The sequence below is a fragment of the Enterobacter sp. 04-C-12-SI-ECC genome, from assembly GCF_047530715.1.
GTDB classification, from domain to species: Bacteria; Pseudomonadota; Gammaproteobacteria; order Enterobacterales; family Enterobacteriaceae; genus Enterobacter; species Enterobacter bugandensis.
This window is the reverse complement of the sequence record NZ_JBLKDI010000028.1, coordinates 21,571-35,143: the sequence shown is the minus strand read 5'-3', so window position 1 is coordinate 35,143 and position 13,573 is coordinate 21,571. Positions and strand designations below refer to the sequence as shown.

16 protein-coding genes are annotated in these 13,573 nt (G+C 54.6%); all 16 read left to right on the top strand.

What is annotated here, in order from left to right; genetic code table 11:
* Positions 1 to 8: 8 nt before the first annotated feature.
* The 16 genes from ACMWL8_RS23380 to ACMWL8_RS23305 all read left to right on the top strand — a co-directional run bounded on the left by ACMWL8_RS23380 (position 9) and on the right by ACMWL8_RS23305 (position 13,563).
* On the top strand, positions 9 to 224 hold the full coding sequence (locus tag ACMWL8_RS23380) for a hypothetical protein (RefSeq protein ID WP_029403804.1): 216 nt from the start codon (positions 9 to 11) through the stop codon (positions 222 to 224).
* A gap of 55 nt (positions 225 to 279) precedes the next feature.
* A complete protein-coding gene (locus ACMWL8_RS23375) occupies positions 280 to 603 on the top strand; it encodes a hypothetical protein (protein ID WP_032663634.1) in 324 nt (107 codons plus the stop codon).
* A complete protein-coding gene (gene traU / locus ACMWL8_RS23370; protein ID WP_029403807.1) occupies positions 600 to 1,598 on the top strand; it encodes a conjugal transfer pilus assembly protein TraU in 999 nt (332 codons plus the stop codon). The genes ACMWL8_RS23375 and traU overlap by 4 nt, the downstream gene beginning before the upstream one ends.
* A 10-nt stretch (positions 1,599 to 1,608) precedes the next feature.
* The gene (gene trbC, locus ACMWL8_RS23365; protein WP_032663636.1) at positions 1,609 to 2,232 is read left to right on the top strand and encodes a type-F conjugative transfer system pilin assembly protein TrbC; all 624 of its coding nucleotides are present in this window, start codon (positions 1,609 to 1,611) and stop codon (positions 2,230 to 2,232) included.
* Positions 2,229 to 4,088 (top strand): type-F conjugative transfer system mating-pair stabilization protein TraN, encoded by a 1,860-nt coding sequence (gene traN / locus ACMWL8_RS23360; protein WP_032663637.1) that lies wholly within the window; start codon positions 2,229 to 2,231, stop codon positions 4,086 to 4,088. The genes trbC and traN overlap by 4 nt, the downstream gene beginning before the upstream one ends.
* Complete coding sequence (gene traF, locus ACMWL8_RS23355; RefSeq protein ID WP_032663638.1) at positions 4,085 to 4,867, top strand: type-F conjugative transfer system pilin assembly protein TraF; 783 nt, start codon at positions 4,085 to 4,087, stop codon at positions 4,865 to 4,867. The genes traN and traF overlap by 4 nt, the downstream gene beginning before the upstream one ends.
* A 9-nt stretch (positions 4,868 to 4,876) precedes the next feature.
* Entirely contained in the window at positions 4,877 to 5,344 is a 468-nt protein-coding gene (locus ACMWL8_RS23350; RefSeq protein WP_045340589.1) for a hypothetical protein, read from the top strand.
* A complete protein-coding gene (locus tag ACMWL8_RS23345) occupies positions 5,341 to 5,559 on the top strand; it encodes a hypothetical protein (protein ID WP_029403814.1) in 219 nt (72 codons plus the stop codon). The genes ACMWL8_RS23350 and ACMWL8_RS23345 overlap by 4 nt, the downstream gene beginning before the upstream one ends.
* The gene (trbB, locus tag ACMWL8_RS23340; protein ID WP_029403815.1) at positions 5,549 to 6,160 is read left to right on the top strand and encodes an F-type conjugal transfer protein TrbB; all 612 of its coding nucleotides are present in this window, start codon (positions 5,549 to 5,551) and stop codon (positions 6,158 to 6,160) included. Before ACMWL8_RS23345 ends, trbB begins: the two co-directional genes overlap by 11 nt.
* Before the next feature lie 17 nt (positions 6,161 to 6,177).
* On the top strand, positions 6,178 to 6,441 hold the full coding sequence (locus ACMWL8_RS23335; RefSeq protein ID WP_029403816.1) for a hypothetical protein: 264 nt from the start codon (positions 6,178 to 6,180) through the stop codon (positions 6,439 to 6,441).
* Positions 6,438 to 6,842 (top strand): hypothetical protein, encoded by a 405-nt coding sequence (locus ACMWL8_RS23330; RefSeq protein ID WP_032663640.1) that lies wholly within the window; start codon positions 6,438 to 6,440, stop codon positions 6,840 to 6,842. Before ACMWL8_RS23335 ends, ACMWL8_RS23330 begins: the two co-directional genes overlap by 4 nt.
* Positions 6,835 to 8,199, top strand: coding sequence for a conjugal transfer pilus assembly protein TraH (gene traH, locus ACMWL8_RS23325; protein WP_032663642.1), 1,365 nt, complete (start codon positions 6,835 to 6,837; stop codon positions 8,197 to 8,199). Before ACMWL8_RS23330 ends, traH begins: the two co-directional genes overlap by 8 nt.
* The gene (gene traG, locus ACMWL8_RS23320) at positions 8,199 to 11,489 is read left to right on the top strand and encodes a conjugal transfer mating-pair stabilization protein TraG (protein WP_032663643.1); all 3,291 of its coding nucleotides are present in this window, start codon (positions 8,199 to 8,201) and stop codon (positions 11,487 to 11,489) included. Before traH ends, traG begins: the two co-directional genes overlap by 1 nt.
* 1 nt (position 11,490) lies before the next feature.
* Positions 11,491 to 12,180 (top strand): hypothetical protein, encoded by a 690-nt coding sequence (locus tag ACMWL8_RS23315; RefSeq protein WP_032663645.1) that lies wholly within the window; start codon positions 11,491 to 11,493, stop codon positions 12,178 to 12,180.
* A 147-nt stretch (positions 12,181 to 12,327) separates the two neighbouring features.
* Positions 12,328 to 13,059, top strand: coding sequence for a conjugal transfer complement resistance protein TraT (gene traT / locus ACMWL8_RS23310; RefSeq protein WP_032641144.1), 732 nt, complete (start codon positions 12,328 to 12,330; stop codon positions 13,057 to 13,059).
* Between the two features lie 192 nt (positions 13,060 to 13,251).
* Positions 13,252 to 13,563 carry a hypothetical protein gene (locus ACMWL8_RS23305; RefSeq protein ID WP_032663648.1) on the top strand — a complete coding sequence of 104 codons (312 nt, stop codon included), beginning with the start codon at positions 13,252 to 13,254 and terminating at the stop codon, positions 13,561 to 13,563.
* The last annotated feature ends 10 nt before the right edge of the window (positions 13,564 to 13,573 follow it).

Genomic DNA, 13,573 nt, shown 5'->3' with positions numbered 1-13,573 from the left:
GTAACGCCATGAAAAAAGACCCTGTTACTGAAAAGGGCCGGAATGTCACCTCAGTACGTCACGATGAGGGTTCGGCCCGACAGATGGATGAAATCCTCAACGATAATCCACTGTACAAACCCTCGCATGTTCTGCGCGGAGCCATTCTTGCCCTGTACGAAATGAGCCAGGAAGAACGTCTGGCCATCATTATGAAAGCGGCCGGCAAAGCCAAAAACCATTAATCCTTTTATAAGCCCTCCCGCCGTCCGGTGGCTGCGGCACTCCCGGAGATACCCCATGACTCACCCTGAATCTGTCAGGCCGGTGACGGTTACCCGTGACCGCAATGGCTTCTGGACGCACCCTCATTATTTTGTACCTGCCCGTGATGAGGCCACACAGACTGAATTCGGCGACTGGATGCGCCAGCACAATCTGACCTGTGCCACCCGCTGGATGGAAAACGACGCGCCTCCGCAGGTGATCGCCGACTGGGAAAAGGGAAAACAAAACATCAGTGACTGGCTCCCTTCCGCGCCAGAGGGGGAGGGCTGGTTCATTGGCTCCATTCATGACACTGAGGACGGCCCGGTCTGTGTATGGCTGCGGGAGGTGAAATGAAGCGTTTCTCATGGCTTGCCGGCGTGATGCTGGTCCTGCTGTCCTGGATGCCAGCTCAGGCAACGGCTGCAGCCAGCAACGCGGGTGATGGCCGCTGGGTTAACCCGATAAGCGATGTCTGCTGGAAGTGTCTGTTTCCGATGACGCTCGGCAATATTCAGCTGGCCGCCGGTCCACAAAAGGATACCAACAACCCGGCTTCGCCGATCCAGATTTGTCCATATGGTGTGTTTTATCGTATCGGTCTGGCCATCGGGTTCTGGGAGCCAATGGCGATGGTGGACGTAACCCGTGAGCCTGGGGTCATGGTCAACATGGGCGGCTTTAAAATAGATCTCGGACGAACGGGAACGGGAACCGCAGGGCAGAGTGACCGGCCCGCTGCCGGCACGTTCTACCATGTTCACTGGTACAAATACCCGCTGATTTTCTGGCTGAACATCATCACCAGTCTGGGGTGTCTGCAGACCGGCGACATGGATATTGCCTATCTCTCCGAAGTCGATCCTCTCTGGAATGACAGCACACTCTCGATGCTGATTAACCCCGAGGCAGCGCTGTTCGGCAACCTGATCGCTCAGGGGGCCTGTGCTGCTGACGCAGCTGCATCATCAGCTGGCCTTCCTCTGTCACCGCTGTTCTGGTGCGCAGGTAGTCAGGGTTCTATCTACCCGCTAACAGGCTTTACCAGCGGTGAGTTTTCTCCGCTCGAGGCCTCTCTGCTGGTCGGAGAGCGAATGGCCTTCAAGCTGCATCGTGAGGGGCTGGTATGGAACTCTGTGGGCGCGGACGTCGCCGTATGTAACCAGTATCCATCCCCGATCATCCCGAAAGAGCGATGGCGATACCAGATGGTGAATATGTACCCCGAACCGGGCAACTGCCATCCCTTCGGGGCCAGCACGCAGCTCTGGGGCACAACGCATAACTCTCCATCCTCCAAAAAGAACTTCGGCTACCTCTTCTGGCGCAAACGTAACTGCGTATTCCTTTAAGGACATGACAATGAAAAACGCTTATCTCCGGGCGCTGACGATCAGCGTCATGATTGCTTTCGCGCCGCTGGCCCTGGCGAGCGCCCAGACCGATATCTCCGTCTCCGACCACAGCTGGATCAAAGGTCAGCAGGATGCGCTGGCAGCGATGAAGGAAGACCTGCAGGGGCATCCTGCGGCCGCACCCGTCTTACCGCAGCAGCAACTGGACCTGATTAACCGCCTGCAGGGCGATATCGCAGCCCAGACCAATAAGATGGGGGAAAAAGACACGTTCCCGGCTATTTACTTTGTGAGCCTCGGTATTCCGCGTGAAGGTCTGCTGCCGATGCTGAAGGATGCCCGTCGTTACAACATACCGCCGACGCTGCGCGGCCTGGTTAATAACGACATGCGACAGACCGCGGCGGCAATGTTTGAGCTGAGTAAGGAGGACAAGGACGCCGGCGTGCAAATCGATCCAACGTTGTTCACTCAGTACAACATCACCACGGTACCCGCCCTGGTGGTGACCTGCCCAGGCCGCTATGACGTAATCAGGGGAAGTCTGCCCCTGCAGCAGGCTCTCGAAAAAGTAGCTGAAAGTGGTGATTGTGCGGCAACGGCACGCCATCTTCTGGAGGCCGGAAAATGAAAAAACTGCTTTCAACGGTGCTGATGCTGTTTCCGCTTCTGGCTGGCGCAGCTGATCCTGCCTTTGAGGCGGGAGCGAGCTTTGGCAAAGGTAATGCTTCCGCCGGGACGGGAGCCCTGAAAAATCCGGATACCGTCACGGGGGCAATACCAGGCTATACCGCTAACCCACCGGAGAAAGGGTATTACGGCGGCGTGGATGGTGGTGACGGTGGGCTCGCCAACAAAGGGCAGGCCGCTCTGCAGGGCAATGACGCAGCGCAGTCGGTTATCAACTCCGGAAAAACGAACCCGACGCCCGCCATAGACCCGAACGCACCTTTCATCACTATCGGTAAAAATGCGGAAGCTGGCGCTGACGGTGTGCTAAACGGGACCGCGAACCAGTGTAAGGAGGTGACGGTATCGAAAACCACCTTTGAAAATTACACCTGCGATAAGGATGTGGCCTCAGTGGAAGCCTGTTCAAGAACGGCAACACCTGGCGGACATACTTCCACCACGACAGTGCAGAAAACTTTCACACTGACGGCGGCCAATGGCGATGTTGTTTTTACGAATAACGGTACTTCCTTAAGTTTTAGTTTTAAAGCGCCGGCATCAGGACCGGTGATCAGCGCGCATTTTTACTGGGCGGATCGCGATGTCAATGCCGGGAAAATCTCCTGGTGGGGCGTCAGTCAGACGATTGTCGGAAAAGCCTTTAACTGGGAAATGCCGGGCGCTCCGGGGACACCGTTGTCGCAGGGGGGCTCGTTACCTGCCGGTTCCTATCAAAGCACCGGATGTGTTAGCGGAAAGCAGGATGTTTGTAGAAAACATATCCGGGAGCAGATAGCTGACTTTCAGTCAGGCGCGTCAGGCTTCACGCTCGTGCTCGTTATGAATGCAGTCGAGACTACTTTTGTCCCGGAAGTGAACTGGTCCTCATCCTGTGGCCTGGATATGTCGAAGGCGCAAAAAACCACGTCAACCTGCACCTCTCCGGGCGGAAATAAAACCATTGTGAACAACGGTCAGAGCTATAACGTTTACAGCGACTGCTGGCAGTACACCGATAACTATGTCGTGCCGTCAGACTCCACCGGAACCTGCGGAACGCTGATGACGAACCCCTCCTGTACGGCGGCAGGCAACACCTGCACTGAATCGACCGACGGGCAGTGTACCCATATGAGCTACACCTACCAGTGTCAGACCACGCATCAGTCGGGCGGCCTGGTCTGCGGCGGCGACTACATCTGTAAGTCAGGCGAGTGTGACGACACCAATGGTGCCGGAAGCAGCGGTTTTGATACGGCCGTGGCCAAACTGGCAGGACTTGCCTCGGCGGCTGAAGACGCAAAAGACGCCAGCAGTACCATTGAGGTCAAAGCCTTCACGGGGAAAGCCATGCGCTGCCGTAAAGCCTTTGCTGGTTTCTCTAACTGCTGCAAAGACTCTGGCTGGGGACAAAGCGCCGGACTGGCCGCATGTGATGACGAAGAAAAAGCAATCGGCAAGGCCAAAGCAAAAAAAATCACCGTCAGCGTGGGCGAGCGGTGCGATCGCCAGGTGCTGGGTGCCTGCATCCAGAAAAGTCAGGTTTACTGCGTCTTTGACGGCAAGCTTGCCCGCATCATTCAGGAGCAGGGACGTCGCGACCAGCTGGGCGTGAAGTTCGGCAGCGGTGACAGTCCAAACTGCCGGGGGATCACGGTCCCGGAGCTGCAGCGTATCGACTTCGACAAAATCAACTTCTCTGACTTCTACGAGGATTTGATGAAGAACCAGAAAATCCCCGATACCAGCGCGCAGGTCCAGCAGATTAAGGAGCGTATTGCCGCGCAGGTGAATCAGCAGGGAGGTGGCAAATGAACCGTGTCCTCTGTGGCCTGCTCATGGTGCTGGCGAGCCATACGGTGCTGGCCGAGGAGATTATTACGCCGGCAGAGCCGTTCACCGGCTGGTCCTGGTACAACGAACCGAAAAAGCCGCCGGAGCAGTCCAGAAAGCCACAGCAGCCTGCACCGCAGGCCATTCCGGATCTCAGTAAAATGTCCCCGATGGAGCAGGCCCGGGTACTGAAAGGATACACCCAGGAGGCGCTTAACCGCGCGATTCTGTTCCCGTCGAGGGAAAACACGGCGACGTTCCTGCGCTGGCAGAAGTTCTGGACAGATCGGGCATCGATGTTCAGTCAGTCCTTTGCGGCGGCGCAGCTGAGCCACCCGGACCTCGACTACAACCTGGAGTATCCGCACTACAACAGCATTGCGCCGTTTATGCAGACCCGCGACCAGCAGACGCGGCAGAGCGCCGTGGAGCAGCTGGCGCAGCAGTACGGTTTGTTCTACTTCTACCGGGGCAGCGACCCGATTGACGTGCAGATGGCGGGCGTGGTGGCGGACTTTGCGAAAACCAACGGTATTTCGCTTATCCCGGTATCGGTTGATGGCCAGGTGGCAGCCTCCCTGCCGCAGAGCCGTCCGGATACGGGCCAGTCCCGGTCGATGAATATTACGCACTTCCCGGCGCTCTACCTCGTTGACCCGCGCAGCAAGAATTACCGCGCGCTGTCATACGGCTTCATGACGCAGGATGACCTGTCGAAGCGATTCCTGAACGTGGCCACCGGCTTTAAACCCAACTCCTGAGAGTCTCTTATGACAAAGATGCTTTTACCCCTCATCCGTGATGCAGGGCGTTTCGCCCTGTACACCTTTGTCTTCGGCCCCGCGCTGTTGCTGTACGGTATTGTGATAGCCATCTCGCTGGAGGGCTCGCTGGCGGGACAGTTTGTGAAAGAGGCGCAAACGCTAACCGAAGGCGCGCCCGCCGGAAAGGTGATGCAGTGCGTCACGCATCATGAAGCGGCACCACAACCCCGGCTACCTGAGCCCGGCGAGGACGCAAGTCCCCCTCCTTATGAGTTCCCGCCGGTACAGTTTTGCCATCGTGAACCGGTTGACAGCGAGCTGTGGATAAAGCCGATGAATGCAACGCTCCTCAACCTCTGGCTGATGGGCGCGCTGTTCGGCGCGGCTGTGGCCTTTCTGGCTCATCTTTATATTCATCGTTCCACCACCTCACGGCAGATGCCGGGGGTATGGCAAAGGGAGACACACGAATGAAACCCGCTATTCTCGCAGGGCTGATTTTCTGGGGCACGATGGCGCGCGTACTGAGCGAGCTGATGACCTGGTCGGTTGAGCATACGCAGCAGGGGCTCTTATGGTTGTGCAATGGTATGTGGGCCGTGGCGGCTGGCATGGTGGCGTATGCCGTCTATCGCTGGTTCCGTTACGAAAGAGGGCAGGCGCATAAGGAAGCCGATCATGAACATTAAAACCGGACTCACTGCGCTACTGTTATCCCTGCCCCTGCTGGCGAATGCCGGTGCGCGAGAGGAGTTAATGGCGCTTGAAGCATCAAAAACGGCCTCATCTGCAGACGCTGCAGCCATCACCGCTTCCACCATTCCTGTACCCGCGCAAGCCAGCCTGATGGCGCTGCCGGACGGACGTCGGGCTAACATGAAAGATTATGCTGTGGTGCTCTTTATGCAGGCGCACTGCCAGTACAGCGCTAAGTTTGACCCGTTGCTGAAGGGCTGGGCCGATGAGCATGCCATCAGGGTGTACCCGTACACCCTTGACGGCGGCGGGGACGTATCTTACCCGACCCCGATGATCCCGCGTAAGACGGACCCTAACTCTCCCATCGCAGACGAGATTGTCACCTTCTTCGGAAACGGTTTGCCAATTGCGACACCGACGGCCTTTATGGTCAACGTCAACACCCTGAAAGCTTATCCACTCACCCAAGGGGTGATGGACATCCCGGCACTTGAGAGCCGTATGGCCAGCCTGATTCAGGCTGACATGGATAACGTCGATCCAAAAATGCTGCCGCCAATGCCGGCAAGCGCGCAGGTCACCCCTCAGTAATACAAACGGACTACAAAATGACGACAAATACGTATGCGTTATCGCGTACCGAGCGCGTGTGGCTGTTATTCAGCGTGACGCTGCTTGTGTCCGCAGCGTTCTATGGGGTGCTGGCCCACCGGGTGGTCAGCGTCATGGATCGCCCTGAACTGACAACCTGTCTTCAGGACTTACCGGTGCTTCTGCTCATCTCGTTGAGCATCGGATTCTTTTTCACTGTTACCGGGCTGTACGTCTGCCGGCAGACCCTGGCCAGGAAACCCCGGGAGGAGATTGCATGAGGCCCATCAGACTGAAGACGCTTATCCGAAACCAGGCTTTCGCGATACTGACAGACTGTAGTGCGGATACTGAAACCCGAAAATGGACGGATTTGTTAACCCTGAAACTGTTTTATGCCTTAATTTTTACCGCCGTAGTCGAAAGGGTATACGTGACGTGCGCCATCACAACGCTCAGTGAGCTGTCCGTTGACCGCGCCGAACAGTTTACGCTCTCGCTTCTCATCCACTATCCGCAGTACCTGTTGTGGGGCGTTATGGCCGCGATTTGGGTGCTCATTGCGGTGAATTTACTTGTCTGCAGCTGGCTCTGTCTGGCCAGATATCTTTGCCGCAAAATTAACCGTGCTGACAGCCCGGCAGGCAAGGATACGCAAGCTGTGGAGGTGCCAAATGATTAAGGCGCTTATTACGGCAGGTGTCGTGTTCTTCTCAGGTCTGGCAGCTCTGCCTGCTCAGGCGGACGTCAACGGCGATCTGAACGGCTTCTTCAATAATCTGGGCTACAGCGGCAACGTGACTCAGGCGCAGGCCTGGCAGGGGCAGGCGGCAGGGTACTTCTCCGGCGGCTCAGTTTACCTCCGGAACCCCGTCAAAAACGTCCAGCTGATCTCAATGCAGCTGCCTTCGCTGAACGCCGGCTGCGGCGGTATCGATGCCTATCTCGGGGCATTCAGTATGATCAGCGGTGAGGAAATCCAGCGATTTGTGAAGCAAATCATGAGCAACGCCGCTGGCTATGCATTCGACCTGGCCCTGCAGACGATGGTACCAGAGCTGAAGCAGGCTAAAGACTTCCTGCAGAAGCTGGCCAGTGATGTTAACTCCATGAACATGAGTTCGTGCCAGGCAGCTCAGGGCATTATCGGCGGGCTGTGGCCCGTGACGCAGGTTTCCCAGCAGAAAATCTGCCAGGACATTGCCGGCGAAACCAACATGTTTTCCGACTGGGCGGCTTCCCGTCAGGGCTGTACCGTCGGAGGACAGGGTGACAAAGTCACAGCTAAAGCCGGTGATGCTGAGAAGGATCAGGTGCTGAAGAACAAAAACCTTATCTGGGACACCCTCAGTAAGAATGGTCTTCTCGGCAACGACCGCGCGCTGAAGGAGCTGGTCATGAGTACCGTCGGCTCCATCATTTTCAACAAAAACGGCGATGTAACAATTCTAACGCCACTGGTTGATAACCGCGACCTGATTAAAGTCCTGATGCGCGGGGGAACGGCGAAGGTCTACGGATGTGATGAATCCACTCTGTGTTTGGGACCTGTTGTCACTAACCTGACGATTTCCGAGTCCAATGCGCTGGTCACGCTGGTGAAAAACCTGATGCTCTCAATGCAGAACAAGCTGGTCGACGATACTGCGCTGACCGATCAGGAAAAAGGCTTTGTGAACACCACCTCTGTGCCGGTACTGAAGTACCTGACTAACGCCCAGAGTATGGGGATGAGCGCCACATACCTGCTGCAGGTGTCTGACTTCATTGCCCAGGACCTGATGATTCAGTACCTCCAGGAGCTGGTAAAACAGGCAAGCCTGTCGCTGGCCGGCAAGAACTTCCCTGAAGAGGCGGCCGCTAAACTACGCGACAACATCATTCATGCGCAGGGACTTCTCGCTGACATGAAGCTGCAGTCTGCCGCTGACCAGAACGCCCTGGACGGCATCGACCGCAACATGCAGTACCTGCAGCAGCAGGTATCCACCATTGTTTCAGGCTCCTATCAAAGCAACTATCACTGGGGTGATCGCTGATGCTTGAGATATACACCATTTATGGCGGGGGAATGTGGAAAACGGCGCTGGACGCCGTTGTCACCCTTGTCGGTCAGAATACCTTCCACACCTTAATGCGTATTGCCGGCACCTTTGGGGTGCTGGCCGTACTGCTCACGTTCATCAAACAACGTAACCCGATGGTTTTCGTCCAGTGGCTGGCGGTCTTCATGATCCTGACAACCATCCTGCTGGTTCCGAAACGCTCAGTGCAGGTCATTGACCTGTCTGATCCCGGTGCAGTCTGGGTAACCGATAACGTACCGGTTGGCCTGGCGGCTATCGCGTCGCTGACGACCAGTATCGGGTACAAGATGGCGTCGGTTTACGACATGCTGATGGCCAGACCCGACTCGGTAACCTACAGCAAAACCGGGATGCTGTTTGGCTCGCAAATTGTGGCGGAGACGAGTGACTTTGCCACGCAAAACCCGGAGCTGGCGCAGATGCTGCCGGATTACGTGGAAAACTGTGTGATTGGCGACATTCTCCTTAACGGTAAATACACCATCAATCAGCTGCTCAATTCCACTGACCCGCTGACGCTGATAACCAGTAACCCAAGCCCGCTGCGGGGCATTTTTAAGATGACCTCCACCTCGCGCCAATTCCTGACCTGCCAGCAGGCCGCAACGGAGATCCAGAAGCTGGCCAATACTGACGTTAACCCTGGCAGCGCGACGTTCACGTGGCTGACGAGAAAGGTCTTCGGCAACAAGCTGAATGGCGCGTCGCTTCTGGCCAACTCAATGGGTGAAAGTTATGGATTCTTCTATGCCGGTGGCATGACGGCTGCGCAGATCATGAAGAACAACATCACGAACAGTGCAGTACGGCAGGGGATTAAAGGTTTTGCCGCTCGCTCGTCCGACACGGCTAACCTGCTTAATCTGGCCACAGAGAACGCGGCAACCAAACAGCGTCTCGCCTGGGCTGCAGGTAACGAACTGGCGACCCGAACGCTGCCGTTTGCACAGTCCCTGCTGATGCTTATCCTGGTGTGCCTGTTCCCGCTGATGATTGCGCTGGCTGCGTCAAACCACACGCTTTTTGGTCTGAACACACTGAAAATATACGTTTCCGGTTTTATCTACTTCCAGATGTGGCCGGTTATGTTCGCCATTCTTAACTATGCCGCCAACTACTGGCTGCAGAGTCAGTCCGGGGGCACGCCCCTGGTGCTGGCCAACAAGGATGTGGTTGCACTGCAGCATTCTGACGTGGCGAATCTTGCCGGGTATCTGTCCCTTTCCATTCCGGTGCTGTCGTTCTATCTGACCAAAGGTGCGGCGGCGATGGGCTCTCAGGTGGCAGGGAGTGTACTCAGCTCGGGTGCCTTCACGTCGGCAGGTGTGGCAGCAACCACAGCGGACGGTAACTGGTCGTTTAACAACATGTCGATGGACAATGTCAGCCAGAACAAGATGGATACTAACCTGATGCAGCGTCAGGGTCAGCAGACGTGGCAGGCAGATAATGGCTCCACGCAGACTCAGACGGCAGGTGGCCATACGGTTATCGACGGCTCGGGTGCAATGTCGAATCTGCCGGTGAACATGAAGCTCAGCCAGCTGGCCAGCAGTGGATTCCAGGAGTCTGCCCGTCAGTCGCAGGTTCAGGCGCAGACTGCTCTCGATGGCTACAACCACAGCGTTACCAGCGGCTGGTCACAGCTCTCTCAACTTTCTAACCAGACCGGTACCAGCGACAGCCTGATCAAAGGCAGTGAAAACAGTCAGGCCACTAACGCAACACGCGGTGCTGGCATGATGTTGTCTGCCGCTGAAAGTTATGCGAAAGCAAACAACATCTCGACGCAGGAAGCCTATAACAAGCTGATGGATATCAGTAATCAGGGGTCTGTATCTGCAGGCATTAAAGGGACGGCCGGAGGGGGGCTTAATCTGGGCGTTGTTAAGTTTGGTGCCGAAGGAAGTATTTCAGGCGATTTGCGGCATTCTACGGGCAGCTCCAGAGGAATTCAGGATTCTGATTCCCATTCGCAGGATATGCGACATGATCAGAATGGCCAGGCAGTTAATGACTTCCGCCAGGGTATGGATATGGTTAAAAGTAGCCGTATCACCGATGGCGCGAATCATTCTGAGAATGCTGCAAGCAGCAATGTTCAGCAGCTGGCCGCAACGCTCAATGATGCAGAAAGCCAGTACCATCAGTACACCACCAGTTCGACGCAGAGTAACGAGTTCAGCCGTATGGCCACCGTTGCGCAGAACCAGAGCGCAAGCCTCGATACGAACTATACGCAGGAGTTTGTGGACTGGGCGGCTAATAAGTACGGTGATAAGGCACAGTCCATGCTGACAAGTGCGCCGTCGGCGCGAGAAGCAGCGATGGAATTCGTAAATGAACGTCTCAAACCTGAAATCATGGGGGATTATCAGCAGGGCCGTTCAGATCTTACCAGCGGCCAGGAGCATGCAGCATTCAGTGGGGAGCATATCGTACAACCAGCGCGAGGCAGTCAACAGGTATCAGGTTCATCTGGCCATGATGCTGGAGTCAGTTACAGCTCTCAGGATGGCGGTGCTCATAGCTCGGGAGGTATTGGCAATGCCCAGACTAACGGAACGACTCAGGGCGCTGAATATGGAAGCCTGCAGGGTGGAAATTATTCTGCCAGAACAGATGATTCTGTTTCTCCGGGGATTGGGCAGTCAACTGTTCATCAAGGGCAAGCAGGCGGACAGAGAAGCAGCTCGGGTAATATCACCTCGTCGGCAGGGATGGTTGAAGCCGGTGGACGCACCACTGCAGATGAAAGGACAGGCCACACTGCAGAATCGCATCCTGAGTTCCAACATTCAGGTACCGTCAGGGAGCAAGGAACCACGCATGGACAGGGGAGTGATGTTACTCATAGCCGTTTAGGCATTAATGCTGGCGGAGAAAAAGTACGTGGTGATGCCATGCAGGAGTCATACAAAGAAAATCAGACTAAGCTGCATGAACATTCCTCGCAGGGTTTTGGTCCCCAGAATGAGTTACAGCGCCGAGTGGCGGAACAAAGATCTGAAAATGAGCATAAAATCAACGAATCTTCTGGAGAAATTGGCAAAAAACAATCCACTGTTCAGGCATCCAGTGATATCCTGAAAGGAGAAAACTTAATCGGTCAAGGGCGATTCAAGCTTGGTCGTGCCGAAGCTGAACTGGATCAATCAAGTAAACTCAATCCGTTTAATGATCTCCAACCAGATGAGCTGCAACAGAGAGTGGCAGAATTAAGGAAGAAAACTGGAGGGTAAAATGACCAAAAAGGTAAGTGCTTATTGTTGTTTCATTCCAATCGGCATTTATGCAGCTTATTCTGTAAGCCTGCAATTACTTTTTGACGTGCCATTTATGGCTAAGAGCATGCTCTTATCAGTCATACCCAGCGCCATATATATGTTCTGCATTTGGAAGTTACGAAACAGCAAAAGAGGGATGAGCTTAAAAGCGACGCTCCTGTGTAACACGATGCTTGCAGTCTTGCTAACTTTCTTGGTGGCATTTGTTGGCAATGATACCGAAAGTGCTCTCATAGCAGGCATAGCCGTTCACTCGCTGATAGCTTTCATCTTTGTGGGAACAGTATTGCGGCCTATTACTTTCAAGGATAATACCCTTCTTAAGGATGAAGATAATGGCCGGATATATGTTATCCGAAATGGGATAGCTCATATGTTGCCAGATAATGAGGCTCAACTCCTCAGCACTAGTGACAACAAAATTATCAGTTTTTCAGGCAGTCATATGAGTTTCCAGGATGGTGGAATAACCAATATTCCTCTGAATACTTCCTTCAACGATTCGTTCAGTAACGGAATAACTGTGAACCCTGCGTCAGGAATGCCAATGGTTGGTGGCATCTCTGGCCTGGATATACACGGAAACAGTTGGGGAACAAACTTCAACGAACCTTCAAATACGTATGACCCTAACCGGGGATACTGAGAGTAAGGGGGCAATGGCCCCCTTAATTTTTGTAGTAATCTAAGTCAATCATCTATTTAACCTAAATTCCCTTTCAAATCAGCCGATAACGTCTCTGTTAGCTATATCTCGCTAACGGGGACGTTTTTCTATGCACAGGATGAATTCATGAAATTAAAACAATTAGCCGTTGTAGGTCTGATCGCATCTACTCTCGCTCTGTCTGGTTGTGGTGCCATGTCCACAGCGGTGAAGAAACGTAATCTCGATGTCAAAACCCAGATGAGTGAAACCATCTGGCTGGAGCCATCATCAGAGAAGACTGTTTATTTGCAAATCCGTAATACATCTGACAAGGACATGTCTGGTCTGCAGGCACAAATTACAAATGAACTGGCCGCGAAAGGCTACCGCGTCTCCAGCTCTCCGGACACGGCCTACTACTGGATTCAGGCAAACGTGCTGAAAGCCGAGAAAATGGATCTGCGCGATGCCCAGGGCTTCCTCAAGACCGGCTATGAAGGTGCGGCAATGGGTGCGGCACTGGGCGCGGGTATTACGGCGTATAACTCATCGTCTGCTGGCGCAACGCTGGGTGTCGGTCTGGCCACCGGGCTGATCGGTATGGCTGCAGATGCAATGGTTGAAGACGTCAACTACACGATGGTGACCGATCTGCAAATCTCCGAGCGCAGCAAAGCGGCCGTCACGACCGACAATATTGCCGCCCTGAAGCAGGGAACGTCCGGCATTAAGCTGCAGACCAGCACGGAGCAGGGCAACCGTGCTAAATATCAGACCCGCGTGGTATCCAACGCCAACAAGGTGAACCTCAAGTTTGAAGAGGCGAAACCTGTTCTCGAAGCACAGCTGGCCAAATCCATCGCTGGCATCATGTAATGCCCTGCGGCTGCGGCGATCGTCGCAGCCGTTCTTCTTCCCCCGCTGATTTTTAACTGTGCTCATTCCGGGCAGGGTGCGTCAGTGCTTTCTGTCAGTTACCAGTAATTACGCTTCCTCGCATGACTGCGCCAGGCGCAGCCCTGCCTGCGGCGAGCGTTGCGTCCTTAATTTCAAAGGAGTTCGTCCATCATGATGCATCAGATAAATGAACGTGCAGATTACTCAGCTGAATTCTGGTCGCTTATCCATCTGGAAAGTGAGCTGATGGTAGCGAGGGCTTATCTGAATGTCTTTGGTTCACTTCCTGAGGGGCACGGAATGACCTTCATTACTGGCTGGGCTGGCTATGAATTCACTCTATATGGTCTGGAACCCCAGGAATGGTATTCACCGGTTTATAAGGATGTGGCCTCCTCAGTCCGCTCTATGGCTGCATACATTAATGCACAGGACTGGGAGGACGGATGTCAGCAGGCCAGATATGAACTGAGTCTGATGTAATAACCTGACG

What these genes read in the sequence shown, in the direction of transcription:
- ACMWL8_RS23380 (WP_029403804.1), top strand. Translation starts at nt 9, where the DNA reads ATGAAAAAAGACCCTGTTACTGAAAAGGGCCGGAATGTCACCTCAGTA.
- ACMWL8_RS23375 (WP_032663634.1), top strand. Translation starts at nt 280, where the DNA reads ATGACTCACCCTGAATCTGTCAGGCCGGTGACGGTTACCCGTGACCGC.
- traU (WP_029403807.1), top strand. Translation starts at nt 600, where the DNA reads ATGAAGCGTTTCTCATGGCTTGCCGGCGTGATGCTGGTCCTGCTGTCC.
- trbC (WP_032663636.1), top strand. Translation starts at nt 1,609, where the DNA reads ATGAAAAACGCTTATCTCCGGGCGCTGACGATCAGCGTCATGATTGCT.
- traN (WP_032663637.1), top strand. Translation starts at nt 2,229, where the DNA reads ATGAAAAAACTGCTTTCAACGGTGCTGATGCTGTTTCCGCTTCTGGCT.
- traF (WP_032663638.1), top strand. Translation starts at nt 4,085, where the DNA reads ATGAACCGTGTCCTCTGTGGCCTGCTCATGGTGCTGGCGAGCCATACG.
- ACMWL8_RS23350 (WP_045340589.1), top strand. Translation starts at nt 4,877, where the DNA reads ATGACAAAGATGCTTTTACCCCTCATCCGTGATGCAGGGCGTTTCGCC.
- ACMWL8_RS23345 (WP_029403814.1), top strand. Translation starts at nt 5,341, where the DNA reads ATGAAACCCGCTATTCTCGCAGGGCTGATTTTCTGGGGCACGATGGCG.
- trbB (WP_029403815.1), top strand. Translation starts at nt 5,549, where the DNA reads ATGAACATTAAAACCGGACTCACTGCGCTACTGTTATCCCTGCCCCTG.
- ACMWL8_RS23335 (WP_029403816.1), top strand. Translation starts at nt 6,178, where the DNA reads ATGACGACAAATACGTATGCGTTATCGCGTACCGAGCGCGTGTGGCTG.
- ACMWL8_RS23330 (WP_032663640.1), top strand. Translation starts at nt 6,438, where the DNA reads ATGAGGCCCATCAGACTGAAGACGCTTATCCGAAACCAGGCTTTCGCG.
- traH (WP_032663642.1), top strand. Translation starts at nt 6,835, where the DNA reads ATGATTAAGGCGCTTATTACGGCAGGTGTCGTGTTCTTCTCAGGTCTG.
- traG (WP_032663643.1), top strand. Translation starts at nt 8,199, where the DNA reads ATGCTTGAGATATACACCATTTATGGCGGGGGAATGTGGAAAACGGCG.
- ACMWL8_RS23315 (WP_032663645.1), top strand. Translation starts at nt 11,491, where the DNA reads ATGACCAAAAAGGTAAGTGCTTATTGTTGTTTCATTCCAATCGGCATT.
- traT (WP_032641144.1), top strand. Translation starts at nt 12,328, where the DNA reads ATGAAATTAAAACAATTAGCCGTTGTAGGTCTGATCGCATCTACTCTC.
- ACMWL8_RS23305 (WP_032663648.1), top strand. Translation starts at nt 13,252, where the DNA reads ATGATGCATCAGATAAATGAACGTGCAGATTACTCAGCTGAATTCTGG.